The organism is Streptomyces sp. NPDC031132 (genome assembly GCF_055570595.1).
This window is the reverse complement of record NZ_JBVIGX010000004.1, coordinates 99,641-124,150: the sequence shown is the minus strand read 5'-3', so window position 1 is coordinate 124,150 and position 24,510 is coordinate 99,641. Positions and strand designations below refer to the sequence as shown.

Below are 24,510 nucleotides of genomic sequence, written 5' to 3'. Positions count from 1 at the left end.
GTGCCGTGGGGGGCGTGCGCGGGCGGGGTCTCCCACCGAGAGGCGGTGCTCGAGCCGCCCGGGCGACCCGAGCACCTGCACAGGCGGGATTGAACGGTGGTCAACTTCCCTGATGCCGCGTTGCATCGTGCGGTGGCCGCCCTGCACTGTCAACGGTCATGCGGAGTGCGTCGTTTCGCCCCTTCGGCGCCGAGGGGCGCCCCGGAACGCGCCCCGGCCGGCCCCTCGCCGGGCCCGCGCGGGCCGGTGGCCTGCGCCGATCCCGCCCGCGCGGGGCCGACCCCGGCGCACCCGCCGACGTACCGCAGTGGGCGGGGCTCATGCCGCACCGGCATACCTTGACGCCGACCGGGCATGAAATCGGCCACAGGGGTGGGTATTTGTTCACCCCTGTGACCCTTACGGGTAAGGCACGGCGAGGTTACCGTCCGGTCATGACCCCCACCCTCGCGCAGCTTCGCTACTTGGTGGCCGTCGCGGACTGCCGTTCCATCACCGGCGCTGCCGCCTCGGTCTTCGTCGCCCAGTCCGCCCTGTCGCGGGCCATCCAGGCCATGGAACGCGACCTCGGAGTGGAACTCCTCGCCCGCCGGGGCAGGGGCGTCGACCTCACGCCGGAAGGGGCCCGGGCCGTCCGGCTCGCCCGTACCGTGCTCGACGCGGTGGAGGCGATCGACGACATCGGGACCGCGCACGGCAGCGGCGTCCGGGTCGTCCTGACGCTCGTCACCACCCCCACCCTGGCCCTGGACCTGGCCGCCGACCTGGTCCCGGCCTTCACCGAACGCCACACCGGAGTGGACATCCGGCTCCAGCAGCACGACAGCCGGGAGGCGGTCGTCCAGGAAATCACCACGGGAAGGGCCGAGTTGGCCCTGGTGGACCTGCCCGTGGACAAGGAGCTGTCCACGCACCACATCCAGGAGCGCGAGGTGGTGCTGATCTCCCCGATCGGCTGCAAACTGCCCGACCCGATGCCCTTCAGGCTGCTCGACGGCCTTCCGATGGTGCTGCCGACCCCGGGTGCCGGCCGGCGCACCGAGATGGAGGCCATGTTCAGCTGCCTCGGAGTGCGCCCCGTACCCTCCCTCGAGGCCGACGAGCGGCTTGCCTGGGTGACGGGCGTGACGGATGGCCGCGGCTCCGTCATCTGGTACCGGGACGTGGCCGTGCGCGCCTTCGGCGACCGCGCGGAGATCCGCTCCTTCTCCCCGCTCCTGCTGCGCCCGGTGGGGCTCGCCCACGCCCGGCGGCCGCTGAGCCGCGCGGCCCGGGCGTTCATCGCTCACGCCCGGCACAACGCGCCCGTACGGGAGCCCGCGCGCTGACCGAAAACCATCGGCCGGTGGCGGCAGCCATGCCCGCACGGCATTGAACCATGTTCAAAGAGGTGTCCGTCGGCCCTGGCGGCAGCGGCTGACGTCCCATCACATTGTGTGCATGTCCCGACTCCTCACACCCCCACGGGCCGCCGCCCTCGCGACCGCGGTCATCGCGACGCTCCTCCCGGCGGCCGTCTGGACGGCCGGAGCCGCCGCCGCCCCGGCCGGCGCGCCCGCCTCCGCCTCCGGGCCCGCTCCCGCCACGGCCCTGGCCCCGGAGAAGAAGTGCACGCTCCCCGCCGGCCTGGCCGAGCTCAGCGGACTCGCCATGAGCCGCAAACACCCCGGCGTGTTCTACGCCGTCAACGACAGCGGCAACACCAACCAGGTCTTCGCCGTCGACTGCACCACGGCGACCGCCAGGCTCCGGGCCACGTACACCGTCTCCGGGGTCGGCAACACCGACTGGGAGGGGCTGGCCCTCGGCAAGGACGCGGCCGGCCTTCCGACGGTCCTGGTCGGTGACATCGGCGACAACTTCAGCGGGCGCGCCGAGATCACCGTGCACGCCTTCATCGAGCCCGACCAGCTCGCCGACGCCACCGTCACGCCGGCGACGTACCGCTTCGCCTACGCGGACGGCAGGCACGACGCCGAGTCGCTGCTGGCCGACCCCGTCACCGGTCAGCTCTACGTCGCGAGCAAACTCATCGGCGCTGCCGGTCAGTTGTACAAGGCCCCGCTGCCCCCGCTGACCGGTCAGGTCAACACGCTCACCGCGGTCCGTCCCGGTCCGGTCTTCGCCACCGACGGGGCGTTCTCGCCGTCCGGCGCCTCGTACACCCTGCGCAGCGGCGGGCCGCTCGGCGCCAACACCGCCAGTGTGTACGACACCGCGGGCACCAAGCTCGCGGACGTCGCCCTGCCCGCCCAGTCCCAGGGCGAGACCGTCACGTACGCGGACTGCACGAGCCTGCTCGTCGGGTCGGAGAACGACACCCAGATCTGGCGGGTCCCGCTGCCCCCGGAGGCCACCCCGGGCTGCGGCACCACGCCCACGCCGACGCCCACCCCGACTCCGACGCCCACCCCGACGCCCACACCCACGCCCACCCCCACGCCCGGCCCGGGCGATCTGAAGGTCACCGACCCCGGCCCGCAGACCTGCAAGTTCAACCAGTCCTGCACCATCCGGCTCACCGCCACCGGCGGCAAGCCGCCCGTCCGCTTCGTCGCCGCCGGCCTGCCGTTCGGCCTGGCCCTCGACGCCGCTTCCGGCCGTGTCACCGGCAAGCCCTGGGGCAGCGGCACCGTACAGGTCACGGTGACCGCCACCGACTCCACCGGAGCCACCGCGAGCACCGCGTTCCCCCTCACCCTCACCTGGTTCTGACCCCCGGACAGGGCCGACTTGTACAACCCGCCCCGCAGGCCGCACTGTTGGCCGAGTTTCGTCCATACGGTCAGGAGAGCCCGCTTGTCACCCGCCAACGCACCCACGCCCGCGTACGTCATCGACCCCGCCGGCGGCTGCCCGCACGCCCTCAACGCCCGGCTGCGCGCCCAGGGCAGCGTGGCGGACGTCGTCCTGCCCGGCGGAGTTCCCGGGGCGGTCGTCCTCGGGCACGAAGCGCTGAAGGAGTTCCTCGCCCACCCCGACGCGGCCAAGGACGCCCGGCACTTCCCATCCCTGCACGACGGCACCATCCCCCCGCACTGGCCGCTGCGGGCGTTCGCCAACGCCCAGGGCATGCACACCTCCGACGGCGCGGACCACCGCCGGCTGCGCTCCCTGGTCGGCAACGCCTTCACCGCCCGCCAGGTGGAGCGGCTGCGGCCGCGCATCGAGGAGCTGACCGCCGGGCTCCTCGACGACCTCGGCCGGGCGGCGGCCGAGGCCCCCGACGGTGTCGCGGACCTGCGCACCCACTTCGCCCTGCCGCTGCCGATGAGCGTCATCTGCGAGCTGCTCGGCGTGGACCCCGAGCACCGGGGCCGGCTGCACCACCTGTCCCACACGGTGATCATCGCCACCGACACCACCCCCGCCGAGGCGATGGCCGCCGTACGGGAGCTCGTCGGGCTGATGGGCACGATAGCCGCCGCCCGCCGCGAGAAGCCCGGCGACGACCTGACCAGCGCACTGATCGCCGCCCGCGAGGGCGACGGCGACCGCCTCAGCGAGGCCGAACTCATCGGCACCATGCGCCTGATGCTCGTCGCCGGCCACGAGACCACCCTGAACCTGATCAGCAACGCCGTCCGGGCCCTGTGCACCCATCGCGACCAGCTCGAGCTGGTCCGGGCGGGCAAGGCCACCTGGTCCGACGTGGTGGACGAGACCCTGCGCTGGGACGGACCGGTCAGCTGGTTCCCCTTCCGGTACGCCGTCCGCGACCTGACCGTCGACGGGACCGTGATCCCGCAGGGCACCCCGGTCCTCGCCGGCTACACCGCGGCCGGCCGCGACGAGGCCTTCCACGGCCCGGACGCCGACCGCTTCGACATCACCCGCCCCACCGCCGCCCGCAACCTCTCCTTCGGGCACGGCGCGCACTACTGCGTCGGCGCGCCGCTCGCCCGCCTCGAGGCGGTCATCGCCCTGGAGCGGCTCTTCGCCCGCTTCCCGGACCTCGACCTCGCCGTCCCCGAACCCGAACTCCCGCACCAGCGCAGCTTCATCGGCAACAGCGTCGACTCCCTGCCCGTCCGCCTGACCCGGCGGTAGCTACCGGCCGTCGCCGGGCGGCGGGAGCTCCGTGCTCAGCCAGCCCAGCGCGTCCGGGTACATGCCGGTCCAGGTCTGGAAGTTGTGGCCGCCGGCCGGGCGGACCAGGGTCCTCACCCGGACCCCGCTGCCCGCCGCGGCCCGGCTGAAGGCCTCCAGCTGCTGCGGCGGGCTGTCCTTGTCCTGCGCCGAGGTGGCCAGGAACAGCCCGACGTCGGCCCCCTTGGCATGCCGGACCAGCCACAGAGGGCTGTTGCGCTCGCGCAGGGCCGGGTCGGCCAACACCTCCGGGTCCCCGGCCAGCGGGTCCGGGTCCAGGGCAGCGCCCGCCCGGAACACCTTCGGGTACTGCAACGGCAGCTTGGCCGCGCAGAACGCCCCGGTCGACACGCCCATCACCCCCCAGCCGTCGGGCTCGCGCAGGGTACGGAAGTTCCTCGCGACCAGGTCCGTCACGTCCTCCGCGAGCCAGCCGGCCACCTTCCGCGTCGGCGTGTTGCTGCAGTCCGTGTTCACCCCGCCCGGATAGATCTCCGGGATCACGACGATGAACGGGTGCGCCGCGCCGCGCCGGACCAGCTGCTCCAGCGTGCCGGGCATGCCGCCCAGGTCGATCCAGGTCCGCGGCGAACCCGGATATCCGTGCAGCAGCATCAGCACCGGGAACCGGGTCTTCTCCGCACCCCGGGCCCGGTACTCGGGCGGAGTCCACACGATCACCTGCCCGGCGAGCTTCGAATGCGAGCCGCGGAAATAGGTGGTCTGCGTACCGTCGCCGCCCTGCGTGAACTTGGCCCGGCCCAGCGGCGGCCCGGTCATCGCCGAGGAGTTCTGCACGTTCTCCGTGCCCAGCAGGTCGTTCCACGAGGAGTAGAGCCCGTAGCTGCCGTTGATCCAGGTCGCGATCACCGCGATGGACGTCAGCTGGCACAGCGCGATCATCAGCACCCGCACGGGCCAGCGCACCCACCCCGGCCCCGGGATCCGGTTCCACAGCAGCAGGGCGGCGAGCATGGCGAACGCGGTGACGGCGATCAGTGTGACGAGGAACGACGTACTGGTCAGCTCCACGAGGGCCGGCTCCTGACGTGCGGGTCGGTTTCCCAGGGTGTCCGCGTCATGCCTTCCTCCCGGGCCCCGGCCGGACACGCACCGACACCGAGTGCCACCCGGTCGCCCCGTCGGGGACGGTCCCGGTGCGCACGCCCGTCTGGACGGCGCCCGTCCCGTCCGTGGCGCGGACCTCCAGCCTGTGGGGGCCGGGGGTCGCCTCCCACGTCCACACCCACTGCCGCCAGGTGTCGTTGCCGTCCGCGGCCCCCAGCCGAGCCTCCTGCCACGGGCCCGCGTCCACCCGTACCTCGACCCGGGAGATCCCGCGGTGCTGCGCCCACGCCACCCCGGCCACCGCCACCCGCCCCTCCTCCGGCTCGGCGGACGAGCGCGGGGTGTCGATCCGGGACTGCGTCTTGACCGGGGCCTGCTGCGCCCAGGAACGGCGCACCCAGTACGCGTCGTACGCCGCGAAGGTCGTCAGCTGCAGATCGCGGAGCCACTTGCACGCCGAGACGTACCCGTACAGGCCCGGTACGACCATCCGTACGGGGAAGCCGTGCGCGAACGGCAGCGGCTCGCCGTTCATCCCGACGGCCAGCAGCGCGTCCCGGCCGTCCATGACGGTCTCGACCGGCGTGCCGATCGTCATCCCGTCCACCGACCGCGCCACCAGCTGGTCGGCCGGACCGCCCTGCGAGGGCGGCCGCACCCCCGCCTCGCGCAGCAGGTCGGCCAGGCGCACGCCCAGCCAGCGGGCATTGCCCGCGTACGGGCCCCCGACCTCGTTCGACACGCAGCAGAGGGTGATGTCGTGCTCGACGAGCGGGCGGGCCAGCAGCTCCCGCAGCCCGAATTCGAGCGGGGTGGAGACTCCGTCCCCGTGGATCCGCAGCCGCCAGGTGTCCGCGTCCACCCGGGGGACGACCAGGGCGGTGTCCACCCGGTAGAAGTCCTGGTTGGGCGTGATGAACCGGGAGATCCCGGGCACCCGCAGCTGCGCGCCCGGCGGGACGGGCGGCGCGGGCACGGCCGGCTTCGGCAGGACGAGGTCCGCCCGGGAGGCCGTGGCCCCCGCCGAGCCGTACGCGCCGAGCCGGCGCCCCGCGTACCCGATCCCGGCCGAGGCAACGAGGGCCGCGGCGACCAGCCGGCCGAAGCCGCGCCGGTCCATCGACCAGGCCCCGCCCGGCGGCGCGCCCACCGGGCGGGGCCTGGTCAGCGCGCGGACCAGCAGGAACAGCACCCCGGCGGCGGCCAGCCCGCCCACCAGCGACGGCAGCGCATCGCGCCAGGTCGCCTCCGGCCGGCTGAGCGCGGCCACCGCCCCGACCAGCCCGAAACAGCCGGCGAGCGCGATCCCGGCGGGCAGGTGCCGTACGGCGAGCACCCCGGCCATGACGGCGACCGCACCCAGCACGACGATGATCCCGAGGGCCAGCAGCAGCTTGTCGGCGGTGCCGAACTCCTGGATCGCCCATTCCTTGACACCGACCGGCGTGCGGTCGACGACGGCGCCGCCGACCGCGGTGATCGGGGAGGACTCCGGCCGGACGGCCGCCGAAGCCAGCTCCGCCACGGCCAGTCCCGCGCAGGCGGCGACCAGCCCGCAGACGGCCCCGCCCAGGATGCGGCGCCGCCGCCCCAGGTCTGCCTTCACACGCGTCATGCGCAGTCACCGTCCGCCGCGAAGCCGGGTGCCGGGTGCCGGACGCCGGATGCCGGGTGCCGGTACGGGAGGGGCCCCGCCCGCCGGTTCCAGTGTCACTCCGCCCCGGGCGGGCCGGCGCCGGGCCGCGCCCCGTTCGCCCCCGTTCGGGTCAGTGCACCGGTGCCGGCGGCACCCAGCGCCCGGTGCGCGGCGCCTTCACCCCGTACTCCGCCTTCAGCTCCGCCGGGATGGCGTGGTGCATGACCCGGCCCCGGGTCAGCGCGGACAGCTCGAAGCCGGCGAGCAGCGAGCCCGCCTTGTCGAGCGCCCACTCCGCGAAGGGGCTGCTGTCCTCGATGGTCTCCAGCAGCCCCAGGAACACCGGGACGGCCTTGGCCGCCGAGTCCCACGGGCTGCGCGGGATCTCCAGCCAGTCGCCGATGGTGTCGCCGACCAGGTAGCGGACGGTGGCCGGGACCATGGGGTCGAAGAGCGTGCCGGGGACCACGTCCTCGTACAGCCGCAGCAGCTGCGCGTTGAGGCCGACGCCCTCGGGGGAAGGACCGAGATGGCGCAGGAGGTAGAGGTCGCAGTACGCGCGGGCCTCGGCGAGGTTCTCCGGTACGGCCGACATGTCGCAGCCCAGCAGCGCGGCCAGGACCCGCCAGGCGTAGTAGTACGCCTCCGCGCCCTCCTCGCTCATGTGGATGCCGAGCCGGTGCATGGCGTCGAGCACCAGCAGAGAGAAGAAGGTCTGCCCGGCGATCATGTCCTCCTGGCAGATCGGCAGGCCGTCCCGCTCGACGTCCCAGTGGCCGCCGTGGCGCAGGTGGTGGCGCACCGCCGCGTGCAGCAGCCGGACCTTCTGGGCGGCCGGGATGAACTTGCTGCCCTCCGCGAAGGAGTCGGTCCGCATGAGGTACGTGACGAACTGGCCGGTGTTGGCCATCCGCCGGGAGGGGTACGCGAGCGAGTGCGTCGAGGAGAGCAGCCGGGCCATCCGGGGGATGGCGTAGCTGACGGGCATCGCGGCGAAGGACAGCCCGGTGTTGATGTGGGCGGCGTTGTCCATGAAGAACAGCCGGGCCTGCTCCATGACGTCCCAGTCGACCCAGGCCGGGGGCATGGCGGTGGCCTCGAAGTAGGCGCGTGCGGAGGCCGGGAGACGCTCGGGGAGCGGGGCCCCGGCGGTGGTGAAGAAGCGCATGAGCGTGTTGAAGTCGCCCACCTCGCCCCGGTGGAAGAGCGCGGCGACGGTCTCGTCGGCGAGCGGATCACCCTGGACGGACAGGGCGTCGAGGGCGGCGTCGTCGTAACGGGGGCGTGGCGAGGCGGTGTTGGCGGTGGTCACTTCACTCGTCCTTCTCGTCTGTTCGGGTGCGCGAGCGGGGCGCGCGGGTACGCGAGCAGGGCTGCGGGTGGGGTGGGGAGCCCGGAGCGGGGCCGGGGGCCGGGGCAGGGTGCCGGGCGCCGGAGGAGGTCCGGGGCCGGAGGAGTCCGGGGCGTTCGGCCCGCGGCTACAGCGAGCGTTCGGCGGCGGTACCGGCGAGCTCGCACAGCGCGGACCGCGCCTCCGCGGGCATCGGTACGGCGTCCAGCGCGGCGGCGGCCCGGGCGATGCGCTCCCGGATCATGTCCTCGACCTGTTGCCGGGCCCCGCAGCGCTCCATCAACTCACGTACTGCCGCGGCCTCTTCTTCGCCGAGGTCGGGCCGGCCGACCAGCTTGGCGAGCAGCCGGCGGTCGTCGGCACCGGCCGCCGCGAGGGTCAGGGCGAGCAGCGCGGTCGGTTTGCCGTCCCGCAGGTCGTCCACGTTCGACTTGCCGGTCCTGGCCGGGTCGCCGAAGGTGCCCAGCAGGTCGTCGCGCAGCTGGAAGGCCTCGCCGAGCGGCAGCCCGTACGCGGAGAACGCGTCCAGCAGGGCGCGGGATCCCCCGCCGAGCGTGGCGCCCAGGTGCAGCGGCCGCTCGACCGTGTACTTGGCCGTCTTGAAGCGGGCCACCTCCAGCGACTCCGCCACCTGCGGCTCCCGGGCCGGCTGCGCGCGGGTGCGCAGCACCTCCAGGAACTCGCCCGCCATCGTCTCGCGCAGCAGCGTGGACCAGAGGGGAACGGTCCGCGCCAGGTAGGCGCCGGGCAGCCCGCAGGAGCTGAAGACGTGTCCGGCGTACCCCATCAGCAGGTCACCGAGGATCATCGCGAGGGCGGTGGAGCGCTGTCCGGCGGCGGCGAAGGCGGCGTGCGCGGTGAGCCGGCCGTGCCGCATCAGGCTGTCGTCGATGATGTCGTCGTGGGTGCAGGCCGCCGCGTGGACGAGCTCCATCGCGGCCGCGGCCCGGATCACGCCCTCGCAGTCGGGCTGCCCCGCCGCCCGCCAGCCCCAGTACAGGTACGCGGCCCGGATCCGCTTCCCGCTGGCCAGTGAACGGCGCAACTGCTCGGACAGCGGGAAGAGTTCGACGTGCAGCCCGAGCAGCGCCTGCTCCTCCTCGTCGGCCAGCCGGACCAGGACCTCGTCGATGCGCTCCTTGAATCCGGTGTGGTCATGCACGGGGGTGGCCCTCGCCGGCTACCCGCTCGGCGGCCCGGCGCGCCATGGTCTCCAGGTGGTTCTCCGCTCCCGCTCCCGACCGGCGGGTGGCCAGCTCGCCGCGCTTGCGCAGTTCCACGACCCCTTCGGTGAGCAGGTCCCGCAGGTCGGGGCGGCGCAGTACGTCCTGGGCCCGGTCGGCGGACTGCCGTAACTGGTCGAGGGCGAGATCGGCGACCCCGGCGGCGAGGAGCGTCAGCAGCTCCAGGGTCACGGCGGGCTTGCGGTCACCGGCGGGCTCGTGCGCCCCGGCGGGCGGGGAGTCCTGCGCGGCGCCCTCCGGACCCGGCTGTCCAGGATGCGGGGGCTGTGCGGGATGCCCGGGCTGTCCGGGCCGTTCGTGTCCGGTCTGGGGCATGCGCGGTGCACTCCTGCTGGCGTCGGGCCGTCACGGCGTCGGAAGGGGCGGCCGCCGGATGCTCCGGCGGCCGCCCCTGATCGTTTTCCGGGCCAGTCAACCGAGTGCCCGTCCCGTGCGTCGAACCGCAGGAGGGTTTCTCCCTCGCACGGGCACCGGGATTCCCACGGGCGGGTGATGACCGGCGAATGATCCGACCGCCACCGCGCCGGGTGGTGTAGAAGCTCAGCGGGTGGCCCCCTCCCAGGACTTCAGAGCCGCCGCGATGCCCGTGGCCAGGGTGTGCGGATCCCCGCTCGGACCGTTCGCCCCGCTCGGGTGCCGGGTGGTGCGCCGGGCCCAGTCCTCCTCGTACGCGTGCCAGTCGATCTCCCGGGGCGCCGCCCGCCGGACCAGCGACTCCTCGAGCGTCTCGAAGTAGGCCGCCCAGCGGGGCGCGTACAACTCCCCGATCAGCCCGCTCCATTCGCGGTTCGCATAGTCGTGCAGGAAGCCGCCCTCGCTCGTGCTGCGCCGGCCCCACACGCTCAGGATCGAGCGGGCGTCGTACTCGTACCGGTCCTGCTCGGCCGCGTCCGCGCCCCAGGAGCGGGCCGCGGCCAACCAGTTGCCGAGCAGAAAGTTCGGGTCGGAGCCGGTGACGGCATCCAACCGCCGCTCGCCGTCCGCCCATTCGGCGGTCAGCGCGCGGAACCGGGTCAGGTTTTTGGCCTCGTAGGCCGCTTTGATCTTCGGCAGCAGCACCCGCGAGTGGTTGGCGAGGGCCTGACGGGCGGTGTCCACCAGGTCGAAGCGGTAGGCACTGGAGCCCCGCAGCTTCGGATCCACCTTCAGCAGGTGGTCCAGGGCCCGGCGCACCGCATCGGCCGGGTAGCGCATCGACTGGGGGCTCCAGTACGCCGACCCCACCGCGCTCAGGCTCGGCCGTGCGGTGAACAGGCTGTCCTGGGACTCCGACCACAGGCCCGAGGAGGTGCTGTAGGGGCCCGTACGCAGCTCTTCCCAGGCGGCCGCGGCCTCCCCGTCGGGCCGCCCGTACCGGCGGCCCGCGAAATCGGCGAACCACTTGCGCTGGTCGATCGTCCCGGGCTCCCAGGCGAGATCCGTGAACAGGTCGAACGCGGCAGGGTTGGTGCCGGTGCCCTCCGGCAGGTAGGCGATGCCCTTCAGGGCACTGTCGGACTTGGCCCGCCACGGGCCGAACCGCTCGATCCACACCGAGGAGTTGGCGCCGATCGTGGTGTGCCCGCCGAAGTTGTAGATCGTGCCCATCGCGTACGGGACCCCGCCCCAGCGCGCCTCGCGGTCCAGGCGGTTGTAGCGGTCGGACAGCCCGTCGAGGATCAGCAGCTTCGAGGTGTCCACCCCGGCGAGCAGCTCCGCCTTCGGGCTGTCCTGCCAGCCCAGCACCGCCCACATCGCGCCCGGATGCGCGGCGTGCAGCGCCGACTGGACGGCGCCGGCGGCCGCCTTCACGTCGACGCCGCCCACCTTTCCGCCCTCGTGCAGCGGGCTCATCCGGTACATCGTGGTGTCCCCGAACACGGCGCGCTGCTCTGCGTAGTAGGCGGCGGCCAGCTTCCCGAACACCGGCGAGGACGGGTCCAGCCAGTCGGGCCGGTCGAAGCCCGCCCAGTCGCCCTGCGCCACCGTCGTCGCGCCCGGGTTGCGGGCGGCGAACCCCGGCGGCACCGTGCCGAAGTAGCCGGGCAGCACCGGGGTCATGCCGAGCCCGCGCAGCTGCTCGGCGATCTGCCCGCCGAGCTCGGCGCGCTCCTGCATCAGCCGCTCGGAGACCGGGCCGCCGAAACCGGACAGGTTCTGCAGCAGCCACCAGCTCTGGTGCCCCGGCCCGGGGATCCACTCGCGCAGCTCGGCGGCGGAGTAGCCGAAGCCCTGGAGCGCCCGGTGGTAGGGGTACTCGGCGCCGACCTGGACGAACACCTCGTTGATCCCGTGCAGGGCGAGCAGGTCGATCTGCCGCTGGTGCTGCTCGAAGGTGCGATACGGGCCCGAGTAGCCGTCGTCGGTGTCGTTGAGGGCGTACCGGTGCGGGACCAGCGCGCTGCGGGTGACCGGCGCCGGCACGGCGGGCAGCCGCGCGGGCAGCATGCCGATGCTGTCGCCGGGCCAGCCGATGTCGGCCCCGGCGACGTGCTGGAGGTACCAGCCGACGCCGGTCAGCAGGGTGGCGCCGGTGGACCCGCGCACGGTGATCGCGCCGACCGAGCCGGACACGGTGAACGTGTCGGCTCCGGCGGCGGGGTCGGGTACGAGGGCGAACTGGGCGGCGTGGCGCGGCAGCAGCCGTTCCAGCGCGGCCCGCGCGGGCCCGGTGTCGAAGGCCCGGGGCTCCGGCGCGCCGGGGGAGCCGCGGTGTGCCGCGCCGCGCGCGTCGTCCCGTACGGGCGCGGGCGCACCGGCCGGGGCGGGCAGGTCCTCCTCCGGTACCGCCGCGGGCGGGCGGCCCCGTACGTCGGCCACGTCGGCCAGTGCGGGGGAGCCGGCGCAGAGCAGGGCCAGCAGCGTGCCGAGGGCGGCTCGGCGGCGCAGCTGGGCATGCCGCCGGCGCCGGGGCGGGGAGTTCGTCATCCGATCAGTCACCGATCCGTGGTCTGGTCCGGGTCCCGTCCCGTGCCGGGGTCCCCGTGGGTCCGGTCTGGCGGTCGTGCGTCTGCGTGTGGTGTGCGTGTGCGTGTGCGTCCTGCGCCCTGTGTCCTGCGCCGTGCGCCGGTGGCCCGATGTGTGATCGGGCTGCCGCCGGGCCGCCGTCCGGGGACCCGGACGGCAGTCCGGCGGGTCGTCAGACCGGCAGGGACCAGGCCTGGTCGACCCGGTGGTCGCCGCAGTCGGTCAGCCGCAGCCGTTCGGCGGGGGCGTCCGGGGTGGCGGCCGCGGCAGGAGCCGTCAGGCACGTCCCGCTCACGTCCTCGACGAGGGCCCCGTCCCGGCGGTGCGTCCAGCGCTGGCCCGGCTGCCCGGGCGTGCAGTCGGCCAGTTCCACCAGGCCGTCCTCGCCCGCCGACAGGCACTTGCCGGTCAGTCGTACGCTCGCGTCGGGCCCCAGGACCCAGCGCTGGTCGGCGGCAGCGGTGCACGGCGCCAGGACCACCGCTCCGACCCCGCTGGTGTTGGCCCCGTCGGCGCACCTGGCGCCGTCACCGGTGATCTGGCCGGTGGGCGCGGCGGCGCCGCAGCCCTCGTGCGGGGTGAGCCGCCAGACCGCGGTGTCGTGCGCGGCCAGCTTCCCGGTCAGGGAGGTCGAGACCTCGGTGCTCTTGCCGTTCCACAGGTCCTTGGCGTCGACCGTGCAGGAGTACAAGCCGATGTCGGAGAGCGGTACGGAGATGTCCCGGGTGCTGCCGGACCGGTTGAGCACGGCGACGGCGCGGTCGCCGTTCGCCAGCGGCCGGGCGAGCACCTCGAAGGTGGCGTTGGCGGAGAGCACCGCGCCCTGGCGGCCCATCGGGTCCTGGTCCAGCGCGATCAGGTCGGTGTTGCCGAGTGCGGCCAGCCCGGCCGGGGTGAGCTTCGAGACGTCGGACGACAGGATGAACGGCGCCGCCATCATCGCCCACAGGCCCACCTGGCTGCGGCTCTCGGCCTCGGTGAGCCCGGGGGCGCCCGCGATCAGGAAGTCGGGGTCGTTCCAGTTCCCGGGGCTCGCGTACCGGCCGAGCCAGCGGTTGTAGCCGTAGTTGCCCAGCACCGAGCTCCACCGGGAGGTTGCGGGAGCGGCCGCGCTGTAGACCTTGATGTCCTTGCCCTCGCGCCACAGCTGGCCGGTCTCGCCGACCCAGCCGATGACCTTGTGCCAGTCGGACCCGCCCCACTCGCCCTGCTGGAAGTAGGCCGGGGCGGAAGCCGAGAGCACCATGTCCCGGCCGCTCGCGCGCAGGCCCTCGGCGACGGCGTTGTACGCGTCGCGGTACGCCTGCTCCTTCGTCTTCCCGGGCGGCACCCACAGGTTGCAGCCGTCCATCTTGACGTAGTCGACCTTCCACGACGCGAACTGCCGGGCGTCCTGGGCGTAGTGGTCCGGGCCGCCGCCGTCGGGGGAGCCGCTGCCGGGGTAGCGCTCGCAGGTGAGGGAGCCGGCGTCCTCGTAGATGCCGAACTTCAGTCCCTTGGCGTGCAGGTACTCGCCGAGCCAGGCCATGCCGTGCGGGAACTTCTGCGTGTCGGTGACGAGGCTGCCGTCCGCGGCCCGGCTCTTGGTCATCCAGCAGTCGTCGACGGTCACCGTGTCGTAGCCCTTGGCGGCGAGGCCGCTGGACACCAGTGCGTCGGCGTTCGCGACGACCTTGGCCTCGTCGATGTCGCACATGTAGTGCGCCCAGTTGTTCCAGCCCATGGGCGGGGTGAGGGCGAGCGGGCCGTCCGAGGTCGCGTAGGGCTCGGCCGCCGCGGGGGCGGGGGCGAGGCAGAGGGCGAACAGGGCGGCCGCGGTCAGACAGGGGAGCGACGCACGCAGGCGAGGCGGCACGGAGACTCCTTGAGGTGGGCTGCAGTGCGCTCAGTGCAGCGGTGCGACTACCCGCTGTCAACATAAGTCGATGGTTATGACTCAATGACCAGCAATATGGCGGTAGTCGGCGTCACACGATCGGGGAGGGGCGGACGCGATGCGCCGTACGCGCCTACGTATGTTCTGCTGTATGGTACGGCGTCTGTTACGGTGTATCTCATGCCGAGGACATCAGCCGCCCTGGACCGCGCGACGCCCCGGGCCATCGCCGTCGCCGCCCTGCGCCTCCTCGACGAGGAGGGGCCGCACGCGCTGAGCTTCCGCGCCCTCGCCGACCGGCTCGAGGTCTCCCACGCCACCGTCCAGCGCCGCTGCACCGACCTCGCCGGACTGCTCGACCTGTGCACCGAGCACCTCGCCGGGCAGCTGCCCGAGATCCCGGCCGGGACCGGCTGGGCCGAGGCCACCGAGCTGCGGTTCACCGCCCTCTACCGGCTGCTCACCGCCCATCCCGGGCTGCTGGTGCTCCGCGGCGGCCGTCCCTGGCTCGGCCGCCAGCTGCTGGCCCGGCTGGTCGAGCCCGCGCTCGCCGACAGCGTGGCCGCCGGGATGACCGCCGCCGAGGCGATGACGGCCTACCGCCGCATGTACCTGCTCACCCTCGGCAGCGCCGCCTTCGTGGACCACCGGGATCCTGCCGGAGCCACCGCCGCGTCGAGGGCGGCCCTGGCCGCGCTGGATCCGGAGCGGTTCCCCGTGCTCTCGGGCGGGCTGGCCGACGTACTGCCCGCCCTGACCGACCACGAGGTGTACTACGGCGCCCTGCGCCAGCTGATCGAGGCCAACCGGCCTGCCGCCGTCTGAAGTCGCCCGAAAGGACCCCGTCATGGACGTCTTGGAACAGCAGCTCGACTACGCCGCCGTACGCGCCGCCGCCGCCCGGATAGCCGGGTCGGTCCGCCCGGTCGCCGTCGTTCCCGCCGCCGAGGGGCTCTGGTACGCGCTGGAGCACCTCCAGTACACCGGGTCCTTCAAGGCCCGCGGCGCCCGCAACTTCCTGGCCGCCCACCGGGACGCCGGCACCCTCCCGGACGCGGGCGTCACCATCGCCTCCGGCGGCAACGCGGGCCTCGCCTGCGCCTGGGCGGCCCGCGCGCAGTCCGTCCCCGCGACCGTGTTCCTGCCCGCCAACGCGCCCCGCGTGAAGGTGGATCGGCTGCGCGGCTACGGCGCCGACGTGCGGCTCGTCGGGGATCGGTACGCCGAAGCGCTGGCTGCGTGCGAGGAGTTCGCGGCGGGGAGCGGCGCCCTGAGCAGCCACGCGTACGACCACCCGCTCATCGCGGCGGGCGCGGGCACCCTGCTGGACGAGATCCGGGCCGGGCTGCCCGGTCTGGACACCGTGGTCGTCGCGGTCGGCGGCGGCGGGCTGTTCGCGGGTGTCGCCGCCGCGGCGCGCGAGCACGGCGTACGGGTGATCGCGGCCGAGCCGGAGAACTGCCGGGCCCTGAACGCGGCGTTGGAGGCGGGCCGGCTCGTGGACGTGACCGTGGACTCGGTCGCCGCCGACTCGCTGGGCGCCACCCGGGTCTCGGCTGCTGCGCTGGCCGCCGCGCAGGAGAAGAGCGTACGGTCCGTCCTGGTCCCGGACGCGGCGATCACCGAAGCCCGGCGCGCGCTGTGGGAGGAGCACCGGATCGTGGTGGAGGCGGGTGCGGCCACGGCTCTGGCGGCGGTACGGAATTCGCCCGAGGTGCCGGGCGAGCGGGTGGCCGTCGTCCTGTGCGGCGCGAACACCGATCCCGGGGACCTGACGGCTCCGGGGGAGTGACGGTCGGGGAGTCGGCGGGCCGGCGGGTCGACGAGTTGGCGTGCCGGGCGTCAGTCGTCGTCCGCGCCCTCGCGTACGACGACCACGGTGCTCGCCGCGTACTGCACCACCTGCTGGCTCACCGAGCCGAGCAGGGCGCCCTTGAACCCGCCGTAGCCCCGGGTGCCGACCACCGTCAGGTCCGCCTCGGTCGAGGCGTCGACCAGCACCTGGGCCGGCGAGCCCTGTTCGACCCGGCGGAAGACGGGGACGCCGGGTGAGGCGCCGATGGCCGAGGCCACGGTGTCCGCGAGCTTCTGACGGGCCGCCTCCTCGGCGCGGAGGGGATCGACCTGCGCGCCTGCACCCGTGCCCGTGCCCGCGGCCGTGCCCAGGGCGAACGGATTGGTGTTCCACTCCCAGCTCATGACGGCGTGTACACGGCCGCCGATCGCCTTGGCCTGGGCAACGGCCCAGCGCAGGGCCTCCTTCGAGTGCTTCGAACCGTCCACACCGACGACGATCAGAGGCTCGATGGTGGTCTCACTCACGGTGGGTTCCTCTCGTTTCGTCCGTATCGTCCTTTCCTCTTGTATACACGGGTGAGGGGGCCGACCTCGAACGACGATCGTTGTGAGTCCCCAAGACTTTGGAGGACAGCGCACGGTCCCCGTGGCTTGCGAAGGTCTGGGTGTCAAGAAGGCCGGCAAGGTACGGAGGAACGGACGTGGCACAGCGCAAGGGCTGTCTGATCGGCTGCGGAGTGGTGCTGGTGCTCGGCCTCGCGGCCGTTGCGGCACTCGTCTTCGGTGTCGGGAAGGTCGTCGACGCCGCCGGCAAGACGATGCTCGAACCCGGCGTCTACCAGTCGGTGAACGTCGGCGACCCGGAGGACGCGGTCCGCGCCGAGATGCCGTCCGGCGAGAGCTTCATCAAGGGCGCCCTGAAGTCGGGCGGCCCGGCCGAACCCGAGGGCGCCGTCTGCTCCTGGTACATCTCCGCCGCAGAGAGCAAGGGCGGCGAAGAGACCGTGTTCCGCTTCTGCTTCAAGGACGGAAAACTCGCCGAAAAAGTCGAGTACCGGATGAAGTAGGGGGAGCGACGGCCGACCGGAGCCGGGCGAAAGCGGGAGAGAGGCGGGTCGTGACGGACCCGGGGAGGCGGGCGAACTCCGAGTCGATCCAAGCAAGTACGTCCGCCTGCCGGCCCGCGTCGCACAGCGAGAGGTGGAACACCAGCTGCCGCCAGGCGCAGGCGGCCCTCTTGGGCGTCTGTCGACAGGCCGGTCACGGACCGGTGGAGGTCGCCGGGGCGCGACGCGGGTCGCTCGTGGGGCCGGGGCCGAGTGGCCTGCACGGCCTGGACTTCGCGCAGCCGGGTGTGCTCGGCGGAACCGGGCAGGCCGCGTTTGGCGACCATTGAGGCGATGGCGTGCCGCAGCAGACCGGCCGACCGCCGGTCCGGCGTGCGCCCCGCGACGGCCTCCTGCAGCGCGCGCCGCAGGACGGCGGCGTTGGACTTGGGGTCGAGGTGCCGGGTGCACCGGGTGTGCTCGGCGGCCAGGACCCGGTAGCGCTCCAACAGGGCGGCGCCCTCGGCGCGCCACTGCGCCCCGTGAGCCCCGGCCTCGGCGCGCAGCCGATGGGCGAGCAGTTCGTCCTCGAACGGCCGCCAGACGGCGAGCGCTTCGCGCTGCGCCTCGACGGCCGGCTTCGGCTTCCGGAGCTGCTGGTCAGCGTTCTCTCTCATCGCCGGCGTGGCAGGTTCCGCCCCTGCGCCCTCCGACTGTGCAGGCCGGTGCTCTGGCTGCTGAGCTACACGCCGTTCGGGCCGAACCCAACCATCCGAACGCCGCGGGTGCAACCGGGTTTTAGCGAGCACGTTGGTAAACCGCATTAGTGCGTCGGCTCTTGGACCGCCTATAAGAAGTCAACATCCGACGTAGGGGCAGGTTCGTTATCGAATCGATATCGTCTTGGATCGGTTAATGACTAAAGCGCATTAGTGCAGGTCGTTGCGGTGTTGACTCCGGGGGTTTCCTCTGCCTGTCGGGTCACCGTCGCGATTCGGGGCCTACGGGTACCCGCCCATCGGGACATTGGCCGCATTGACGCGATCGCGATGTGGGGTCAGCGTGGGCTGCGCGCTCCGGCAGTGAGGCCGGAACTCACCCTGAAGGTGGCGACGATGACCCGTTCGCACGCGACCCGTACTGCCATCGGCACGCTCGTGGCCGGCACGCTCCTCTCGGTCTCCGCCTGCGGAGTGAGCGGGGGCGCGGCAGATGTGCCGGAGGCGAAGAAGAGCGGCAAGGTGGCCGGCGAGATCACCTTCCGCACCCTCCAGCTCAAGCCCAAGTTCACGGCGTACGTCCAGGGCGTCATAGACGCCTTCGAGAAGAAGTACCCCGAGGTCAAGGTCAGATGGGAGGACGTGCCCGGTGACGGCTACAACGAGAAGCTGGTCGCGGACGCCCAGGCCGGGGCCCTGCCCGACGTGGTCAACCTCTCCACCGATTCCTTCCAGCTCCTCGGTGACCGCGGCCTGCTCGCCGATGTCGCCAAGCTCGACCCCGAGGTCGCCAAGGAGTACGTCCCCGGGGCGTGGGAGCAGTTCAAGCTTCCGGGGAAGGGCGACGGCGTGTACGCGTATCCCTGGTACGTGACCCCGGAGATCCTCACGTACAACAAGGAGCTCTTCGAGAAGTCCGGCCTGGACCCCGCGCAACCGCCGGCCAGCGTCGAGCAGTTCTTCGACTACGCCGACAAGATCGCCGCTGCCTCGGGCGGCCGGTACTCCGCCTTCATGGCCGACCCCAAGGGCCGGCTGCCCGGGGACTGGCAGAAGATGGGTGTGCCGATCCTGAACGAGAAGCAGGACGGGTTCGTGTTCGACACGCCAAAGGCCGTCGAGTGGGTCGAGCGGATGAAGGACCTGTACGCCAAGGGCGCCATGCCCAAGGAGTCCCTCCTCAAGTCCGACGACATCAACCAGCTCTACGGCGCCGGCAAGCTCGTCTTCGGCCCCGGCTCCCCGGGCTTCGTCAAGGACATCAAGCAGAACGCGCCGCAGGTCTACGCCGGCACGCAGGTCGCGGGGGCCGTCACCGGCAGGCTCGGCCACATCGGCATCTACGCCCAGTCCCTCGGCATCAAGAAGGACACCAAACACCTGGACGCGGCGAGCGAGTTCGCCAAGTGGGTCACCAACGGCCCCAACCAGGTGGAGTTCTCCAAGAACGCGACCATCTACCCGTCCAACGCCCAGGGCCTGGCCGATCCGCGCTTCGCGGACCGGGGCGACGGCAAGGACGCCGAGACGGTCGCCCGCGCGGTCGGCGCCGAGCAGCTGAAGAGCGCCGCACTCGACGCCAACACCCCGGTCCAGTGGACGAACCAGGTCGGCGACGCGGTCGTCCGCGAGATGCAGAAGGCGATCCAGGGCGAGCAGGACGCCAAGACGGCCGTGCGCAAGGCCCAGGAGGAGGCGAACCAGCTGCTCGCCAAGTCGGCGCAGAAATGACGCGCACCGCCAGAGCGCGCCGCAAGGCCCTCGCGGCGATGGAAGCCGAGACCGGGCTGGTCCACCGCACGTGGTGGACCCCCTACCTCTTCCTCGCCCCCGGCCTGCTGATGGTGGCGCTGTTCAGCCTCTGGCCGTTCGTCAACACCGTCATCCTCTCCTTCACCGACGCCCAGATCCTGCGCGGCGGCAGCTTCGTCGGCTTCGACAACTACACCCGCGCCTTCGACGACCCGGACTTCTGGGTCGCCACCGGCAACAGCGTGCTGTACCTGGTGGTCGTCGTGCCCTGCCTGGTCCTGCTGCCGCTCGCGCTGGCCGTTCTCGTCCGGGCGAAGATTCCCGGCATCGGGTTCTTCCGCTCCGCCTTCTACACCCCGGTGATCGCCTCGGCCGTGGTCGTCGGCCTGATCTGGCAGTGGGTGCTGCGCAGCGACGGGCTCGTCAACACCGTGTTCCGGAAGCTGAGCATCGTCTCGGAGCCGATCCCGTTCCTGACGGACAGCACCATGTTGCTGGTCTCCGCGATGATCGTGACCGTGTGGAAGGGCCTCGGCTACTACATGGTGTTCTACCTCGCCGCCCTCGGGAACGTGTCGCCTTCGCTTCACGAAGCGGCCGCACTCGACGGGGCCGGCCCCCTCCGCCGGTTCTTCAGCATCACCGTCCCGCAGGTGAAGCCGATGATGCTGCTGGTCGGGACGCTTTCCGCCATCTCCGCGCTGCGCGTCTTCACCGAGATCTACATCCTCGGCGGCGAGAGCGGCGGCCCCGGCGGCGGGGCCCGTACCCTGCCGTTCCTCATCCGGCAGGTCGGCCTCGGATTCTCCGGCGAGACCGGCTACGCCTCCGCGATCTCGATCCTGCTGTTCCTGCTGACGCTCGTCTTCAGCCTGCTGGGCCGGCGCCTGTCGAAGGGGGACGAGACGTGAGGGCCGGCGCCGACCGCAGGCGCCGGCGGATCGGGCTCGCCGCCCGGTACGCCACGCTGATCGTGATGCTCGTCGTGATGCTCGGTCCGATCGTCTGGCAGTTCCTGACCTCGATCCGCGGCCGCACCGAGAACGTGTACGACGGTGTGCTGCCCTCGCAGCCCACCCTCGACAACTACGTCCTCGTCGCCGATTCGTTCCCGCTGCTCCAGTACGTCGGCAACACCCTCGTGGTGGCGGTCCTCGCCATCACCTCGAACATGCTCTTCGCCGCGATGGGCGGGTACGCCCTCTCCCGGGCCGGGTGGAAGGGCCGCAAGAGCGTCTTCACGGTGCTGGTGGCCACGCTCATGTTCCCCTTCGAGTCCGTGATGATCTCGATGTTCCTGACCGTCCGCGAAATGGGCCTGGTCGACACCCTCGTCGGCGTGTGGCTGCCCGGCGCGGTCTCCGTCCTCAACATCATGATCATGCGCTCGGCGTTCCTCGCCGTACCCAAGGAGGTGGAGGAGTCCGCGGTCCTGGACGGCGCGAACGAGTGGACCCGGTTCAGCCGGCTCTTCCTGCCCGCCGCCAAGGGGGCCCTGGCCGTCGTCTGCATCACCAGCTTCATGGGCGCCTGGGACGACTTCCTGTGGCCCCTGCTGGTGCTCACCAACAGCGACCACTACACGCTCCAGCTCGGCCTGAAGACCCTGGCCGGCGCCAGTACCACCAACGACCAGCGGATCATCGCCGCCGGCGCGATGGCGGCGCTCCTGCCGATGATGCTGCTCTTCTTCGCCCTCCAGCGTTTCTTCTTCAAGGGAGTGGGCGAGGGAGCCGTCAAGACCTGAGCCGTCCCGCCCCGCCCCGGCCACCCGCCCACTCACCCGCCCGTCCACGCGTACGCCCGCCCCCCTCCTGCCGTCACCGACCTCCCTCCCTTGGAGCAGCCGTCATGCACGACGACCGCAGCATCACCGAACACCGCCTGCGCCGGGTCCTCAAGGAGCGCATCAAGCCCGCCGTCCACTCCCGCCCGGTCCCGCTGGAGATCGGGCGCTGGGAGGCCCCGGGCGAGCCCGTGCCGGTCGCCGAGGGTCTGGTGGCCCCGTACGAGCCCTGCGCGATCGGCGACACGTGGGGCCCGGCCTGGGGCACCACCTGGTTCAAGGTCACCGGCAGGGTCCCGGCCGACTGGGCGGGCCGTACGGTCGAGGCCGTCCTCGACCTCGGCTTCGACCGGATGATGCCCGGCTTCCAGTGTGAGGGGCTCGTCCACCGGGCCGACGGGAGCGAGGTCAAGGCCCTCAACCCGTACAACGACTGGGTGCGCGTCGCCGACTCCGCGGCGGGCGGCGAGCAGGTCGAGTGGTACGTCGAGGCCGCCTCCAACCCCGTCCTGGTCGACCACGCGGTGACGTACGAGGGCGACCGGCAGACCAGCGGGGACCAGCCCCTCTATCGGCTCGCCCGGATGGACCTCGCCGTCTTCGAGACCGAGGTATGGGAACTCGTCCAGGACCTTGAGGTCCTCTACGACCTGATGATGCAGCTCGGCGAGGCCGACGCACGGCGGTACCAGATCCTGCGCGCCGTCGACGCCGCCCTCGACGCGGTGGACCTCGGCGACGTCCCGGGGACGGCGGCCGCCGCCCGCGCACGGCTCGCCGGGGTGCTCGCCGCCCCGGCGAGCGCCTCCGCGCACCGGATCAGCGCGGTCGGCCACGCCCACATCGACTCCGCATGGCTGTGGCCGCTGCGCGAGACGGTCCGCAAGGTCTCCCGGACCGCGTCCAACATGGTCAACCTGATGGACGGGCACCCGGAGTTCGTCTTCGCCATGTCGCAGGCGCAGCAGCTCGACTGGATCAAGACCCACCGGCCCGAGCTCTTCGAGCGGGTCAAGAAGAAGATCGCGGACGGGCAGTTCGTACCGGTCGGCGGCATGTGGGTGGAGTCCGACACCAACATGGTCGGCGGCGAGGCCATGGCCCGCCAGTTCCTGTACGGGAAGAAGTTCTTCCTGGACGAGTTCGGCATCGAGACGCACAACGTCTGGCTGCCCGATTCCTTCGGGTACACCGCCGCGATGCCGCAGATCGTCAAGCTCTCCGGCTCGAAGTGGTTCCTGACGCAGAAGATCTCCTGGTCGCAGGTGAACAAGTTCCCGCACCACACCTTCTGGTGGGAGGGCATCGACGGCACCCGCGTCTTCACCCACTTCCCGCCCGTCGACACCTACAACAGCGACCTCGGCGGCGCCCAGCTGGCCCACGCAGCCCGCAACTACCAAGAAAAGGGGCGGGGTTCGCGCTCCCTGGCCCCCTTCGGCTGGGGCGACGGCGGCGGCGGCCCCACCCGCGAGCACCTGGCCCGGGCCAAGCGGCAGCGGGACCTGGAAGGCTCGCCGCGCGTGGAGATCGAACGGCCCGACGCCTTCTTCGAGAAGGCGCACGCCGAATACGCGGACGCGCCCGTCTGGGCCGGCGAGCTGTACCTGGAGCTGCACCGCGGCACCTACACCTCGCAGGCCAAGACCAAGCAGGGCAACCGGCACAGCGAATCACTGCTGCGCGAGGCCGAGTTGTGGGCGGCCACCGCCGCGGTCCGGGTGCCGGGGTACGGGTACCCGTACGAGGACCTGGAGCGGATCTGGAAGACGGTGCTGCTCCACCAGTTCCACGACATCCTGCCCGGATCGTCCATCGCCTGGGTGCACCGGGAGGCGCGCGCGACGTACGCGGCCGTACGCGAGGAGCTGCGAGGGATCGCCCTGGCGGCGCAGCTGGCCTTGGCGGGGGAGGGGACCGCGGAGCTCGTGTTCAACTGTGCCCCGCACGTCCGGCGCGGCATCCCGGCGGGCGGCGCCGGTGTGCCGGAGGCGGCGGGGCAGCCCGTCACCGTGGAGGAACGGCACGGCGGCGGGCACGTCCTCGCCAACGGGCGGCTGCTGGTGGAGATCGACGGCCGCGGGCTGATCGTGTCGGCGTACGACCTGGAGGCGCGCCGGGAGGCGGTGGCCCCGGGGCGGGCCGCCAACCTGCTCCAGATCCACCCCGACTTCCCGAACATGTGGGACGCGTGGGACATCGACGCGTTCTACCGCAACAGTGTGACCGACCTGGTGGAGCTGGACGCGCTGGAGGTGGCGGAGGCCGGACCGGACGCGGTGACGGTCCGCGTCGCCCGCTCCTTCGGGCGCTCGACGGCGGTCCAGTCGATCACCCTGCGGGCCGGGGCCAAGACGGTGGACATGGTCACGGAGGTGGACTGGCACGAAACGGAGAAGTTCCTCAAGGCCGCGTTCCCGCTGGACGTGAAGGCCGAACGGTCCGCCTCGGAAACCCAGTTCGGGCACGTGTACCGGGCCACCCACACCAACACCTCGTGGGAGGCCGCCAAGTTCGAGATCTGCGCGCACCGGTGGATCCACGTGGCGGAGCCGGGGTGGGGCGCCGCGGTCCTCAACGACTCCACGTACGGGCACGACGTGACCCGCGACATGCGGCCGGACGGGGGCCAGACCACCACGGTCCGCCTCTCCCTCCTGCGGGCCCCGCGCTACCCCGACCCGGAGACCGACCAGGGCGCCCACACCCTGCGGTTCTCGCTCGCGCCGGGCGCGGAGATCGGGGACGCGGTGCGCGAGGGCCATGCACTCAACCTGCCCGAACGGGTCGTGTCCGGGGCGGCTCCGGTCGCCCCGCTGCTCACGGTGGACGACGACGCGGTGGTGGTCGAGGCGGTCAAGCTGGCCGAGGACCGCAGCGGCGACGTGGTCGTCCGCCTCTACGAGTCCCGCGGGGGCCGCGCGACGGCCCTCCTGACTGCGGACTTCCCGCTGTCGGCGGCGGTCGAGAGCGACCTCCTGGAACGCCCGCTGTCGGGCACGGCCGTCGGCGCCCCCACCCGGGCGGGCGCGGTCCCCCTGACCCTGCGCCCCTTCCAGATCGTCACGGTCCGCCTCCATCGCGCCTGACCGGCCGGGGGGGGGGGGGGGGGGGGGGGGGGGGGGGGGGGGGGGGGGGGGGGGGGGGGGGGGGGGAGGGAAGGGGGGGGGGGGGGGTGGGGCGCGGGGGGGGGGGGGGGT

18 protein-coding genes and 1 tRNA gene are annotated in these 24,510 nt (G+C 72.6%); 10 read left to right on the top strand and 9 right to left on the bottom strand.

Going from position 1 to position 24,510, the window contains the following annotated elements; all coding sequences use genetic code 11:
- Window positions 1-434: 434 nt before the first annotated feature.
- The 3 genes from ACZ49B_RS08225 to ACZ49B_RS08215 all read left to right on the top strand — a co-directional run bounded on the left by ACZ49B_RS08225 (window position 435) and on the right by ACZ49B_RS08215 (window position 4,050).
- Window positions 435-1,328, top strand: coding sequence for a LysR family transcriptional regulator (locus ACZ49B_RS08225; RefSeq protein WP_468301851.1), 894 nt, complete (start codon window positions 435-437; stop codon window positions 1,326-1,328).
- 112 nt (window positions 1,329-1,440) lie between these two features.
- A complete protein-coding gene (locus tag ACZ49B_RS08220) occupies window positions 1,441-2,715 on the top strand; it encodes a putative Ig domain-containing protein (RefSeq protein WP_468301848.1) in 1,275 nt (424 codons plus the stop codon).
- Window positions 2,716-2,799: 84 nt separating this feature from the next.
- On the top strand, window positions 2,800-4,050 hold the full coding sequence (locus tag ACZ49B_RS08215) for a cytochrome P450 family protein (protein WP_468301846.1): 1,251 nt from the start codon (window positions 2,800-2,802) through the stop codon (window positions 4,048-4,050).
- On the opposite strand, the gene ACZ49B_RS08210 is transcribed toward ACZ49B_RS08215, so the two are convergent.
- The 7 genes from ACZ49B_RS08210 to ACZ49B_RS08180 all read right to left on the bottom strand — a co-directional run bounded on the left by ACZ49B_RS08210 (window position 4,051) and on the right by ACZ49B_RS08180 (window position 14,189).
- Window positions 4,051-5,121 (bottom strand): alpha/beta hydrolase, encoded by a 1,071-nt coding sequence (locus tag ACZ49B_RS08210; RefSeq protein ID WP_468301843.1) that lies wholly within the window; start codon window positions 5,119-5,121, stop codon window positions 4,051-4,053.
- A gap of 46 nt (window positions 5,122-5,167) precedes the next feature.
- Window positions 5,168-6,772 (bottom strand): molybdopterin-dependent oxidoreductase, encoded by a 1,605-nt coding sequence (locus ACZ49B_RS08205; RefSeq protein ID WP_468301840.1) that lies wholly within the window; start codon window positions 6,770-6,772, stop codon window positions 5,168-5,170.
- 151 nt (window positions 6,773-6,923) lie between these two features.
- A complete protein-coding gene (locus ACZ49B_RS08200) occupies window positions 6,924-8,105 on the bottom strand; it encodes an oxygenase MpaB family protein (RefSeq protein ID WP_468301837.1) in 1,182 nt (393 codons plus the stop codon).
- Window positions 8,106-8,271: 166 nt separating this feature from the next.
- A complete protein-coding gene (locus ACZ49B_RS08195; protein ID WP_468301835.1) occupies window positions 8,272-9,306 on the bottom strand; it encodes a polyprenyl synthetase family protein in 1,035 nt (344 codons plus the stop codon).
- Window positions 9,299-9,703 (bottom strand): hypothetical protein, encoded by a 405-nt coding sequence (locus ACZ49B_RS08190; RefSeq protein WP_468301832.1) that lies wholly within the window; start codon window positions 9,701-9,703, stop codon window positions 9,299-9,301. Before ACZ49B_RS08190 ends, ACZ49B_RS08195 begins: the two co-directional genes overlap by 8 nt.
- 225 nt (window positions 9,704-9,928) lie before the next feature.
- Window positions 9,929-12,295: an alpha-N-acetylglucosaminidase gene (locus tag ACZ49B_RS08185; protein WP_468301829.1), complete on the bottom strand. Its 2,367-nt coding sequence runs from the start codon at window positions 12,293-12,295 to the stop codon at window positions 9,929-9,931.
- A gap of 211 nt (window positions 12,296-12,506) precedes the next feature.
- Window positions 12,507-14,189 carry a ricin-type beta-trefoil lectin domain protein gene (locus tag ACZ49B_RS08180; RefSeq protein WP_468301826.1) on the bottom strand — a complete coding sequence of 561 codons (1,683 nt, stop codon included), beginning with the start codon at window positions 14,187-14,189 and terminating at the stop codon, window positions 12,507-12,509.
- A gap of 201 nt (window positions 14,190-14,390) precedes the next feature.
- Between ACZ49B_RS08180 and ACZ49B_RS08175 the strand changes: the two genes are divergently transcribed.
- Window positions 14,391-15,035, top strand: coding sequence for a TetR/AcrR family transcriptional regulator (locus ACZ49B_RS08175; RefSeq protein WP_468301823.1), 645 nt, complete (start codon window positions 14,391-14,393; stop codon window positions 15,033-15,035).
- 22 nt (window positions 15,036-15,057) lie between these two features.
- Window positions 15,058-16,002 carry a serine/threonine dehydratase gene (locus tag ACZ49B_RS08170; RefSeq protein WP_468301820.1) on the top strand — a complete coding sequence of 315 codons (945 nt, stop codon included), beginning with the start codon at window positions 15,058-15,060 and terminating at the stop codon, window positions 16,000-16,002.
- Between the two features lie 50 nt (window positions 16,003-16,052).
- On the opposite strand, the gene ACZ49B_RS08165 is transcribed toward ACZ49B_RS08170, so the two are convergent.
- The gene (locus ACZ49B_RS08165) at window positions 16,053-16,532 is read right to left on the bottom strand and encodes a universal stress protein (RefSeq protein ID WP_468301817.1); all 480 of its coding nucleotides are present in this window, start codon (window positions 16,530-16,532) and stop codon (window positions 16,053-16,055) included.
- A 176-nt stretch (window positions 16,533-16,708) separates the two neighbouring features.
- On the opposite strand from ACZ49B_RS08165, the gene ACZ49B_RS08160 reads away from it, so the two are divergent.
- Entirely contained in the window at window positions 16,709-17,074 is a 366-nt protein-coding gene (locus ACZ49B_RS08160; protein ID WP_468301815.1) for a hypothetical protein, read from the top strand.
- A 658-nt stretch (window positions 17,075-17,732) separates the two neighbouring features.
- On the opposite strand, the gene ACZ49B_RS08155 is transcribed toward ACZ49B_RS08160, so the two are convergent.
- Window positions 17,733-17,805: transfer RNA gene (locus ACZ49B_RS08155), tRNA-Cys, on the bottom strand.
- Window positions 17,806-18,168: 363 nt separating this feature from the next.
- Between ACZ49B_RS08155 and ACZ49B_RS08150 the strand changes: the two genes are divergently transcribed.
- The 4 genes from ACZ49B_RS08150 to ACZ49B_RS08135 all read left to right on the top strand — a co-directional run bounded on the left by ACZ49B_RS08150 (window position 18,169) and on the right by ACZ49B_RS08135 (window position 24,399).
- Window positions 18,169-19,503 carry an ABC transporter substrate-binding protein gene (locus ACZ49B_RS08150; protein ID WP_468301813.1) on the top strand — a complete coding sequence of 445 codons (1,335 nt, stop codon included), beginning with the start codon at window positions 18,169-18,171 and terminating at the stop codon, window positions 19,501-19,503.
- Entirely contained in the window at window positions 19,500-20,435 is a 936-nt protein-coding gene (locus ACZ49B_RS08145) for a carbohydrate ABC transporter permease (protein ID WP_468301811.1), read from the top strand. Before ACZ49B_RS08150 ends, ACZ49B_RS08145 begins: the two co-directional genes overlap by 4 nt.
- A complete protein-coding gene (locus ACZ49B_RS08140) occupies window positions 20,432-21,271 on the top strand; it encodes a carbohydrate ABC transporter permease (RefSeq protein WP_468301809.1) in 840 nt (279 codons plus the stop codon). The genes ACZ49B_RS08145 and ACZ49B_RS08140 overlap by 4 nt, the downstream gene beginning before the upstream one ends.
- 104 nt (window positions 21,272-21,375) lie before the next feature.
- Window positions 21,376-24,399, top strand: a complete 3,024-nt coding sequence (locus ACZ49B_RS08135) for an alpha-mannosidase (protein ID WP_468301806.1) — start codon at window positions 21,376-21,378, stop codon at window positions 24,397-24,399.
- The last annotated feature ends 111 nt before the right edge of the window (window positions 24,400-24,510 follow it).